This is a genomic window from Bifidobacterium xylocopae, assembly GCF_003315615.1.
Classification (GTDB): domain Bacteria; phylum Actinomycetota; class Actinomycetes; order Actinomycetales; family Bifidobacteriaceae; genus Bombiscardovia; species Bombiscardovia xylocopae.
Genome location: NZ_PDCH01000053.1, coordinates 1 through 471 on the forward strand (window position 1 = coordinate 1; position 471 = coordinate 471).

Sequence of the window (471 nt, forward strand, 5' to 3'; positions counted from 1 at the left end):
CGACAGAAGGAATAACGACAGGCGGCGATGCAATTGATGCATGTAAAGAATGGGTTTCCACACTCACTTGTCGAGACGCCGGGGAGGCCTTGATACTTATTTTTTTCGGGTGGGGGGCGGCATACGAGTTCAGCCTCGGTCGCGGGGGCTCGGGGATGTGTATAAGAGGCAGCTCCTTGCGGGCCAAGCAGGGGGCGCTGACCGGTGCGACACTGATTATCGTGCGACACGGCAAATCCGTGGCCCGCAAGGAGTGGAGCGGGGACGACGCCCAACGTCCCCTCACCCCCCGGGGTGCCGCGCGTTCCTTATACATCTCCGACGCTGCCGACGAACGCTTTGGTGTAGAGTTCGCACGGCGCGCCCGTACCAACAACACCGAACTACCCGCCCCGCCAGCCCCCTCTCTCCACCCCTTGACTGCGCACCCCGCTCGTCCCCTACCACTCTCCCCAACACCAGCACCGCCCC

Annotated in this window: 1 protein-coding gene; it reads left to right on the plus strand. The window is 63.3% G+C overall.

All coding sequences use genetic code 11. From position 1 onward, the window contains the following. Positions 1-221 precede the first annotated feature (221 nt). The coding region (locus CRD59_RS08245) for a hypothetical protein (protein WP_236632798.1) at positions 222-471 on the plus strand (250 nt) is incomplete at its 3' end.